The 204-nt window shown below is 45.6% G+C and carries 1 protein-coding gene; it reads right to left on the reverse strand.

Translation table 11 applies throughout. From position 1 onward, the window contains the following. Window positions 1–204 (reverse strand): hypothetical protein (locus B3182_RS12035; protein WP_292752893.1); only part of this gene is annotated, 204 nt, incomplete at both ends.

Consider the following 204-nt stretch of genomic DNA (forward strand, 5'->3'; position numbering starts at 1 on the left):
AGCATCCGCTAACGCTTGCTCTGCACGTTCGATGACATTATCAACACGTTGCTCTGCTTCGGATTCATCTAATTCGGTATAGTTCGCCACCAATCCAACGACATATTGTTTATCGTCTTCGTTTAGCTCGCCGTCACGCAAGGCTTGAACCAATATGGTGGATAATTCATCACGAACATTGCCATCAGCACGTTGAGCAATTTC

Source organism: Methylophaga sp. UBA4204 (genome assembly GCF_002379485.1).
Lineage (GTDB): Bacteria > Pseudomonadota > Gammaproteobacteria > Nitrosococcales > Methylophagaceae > Methylophaga.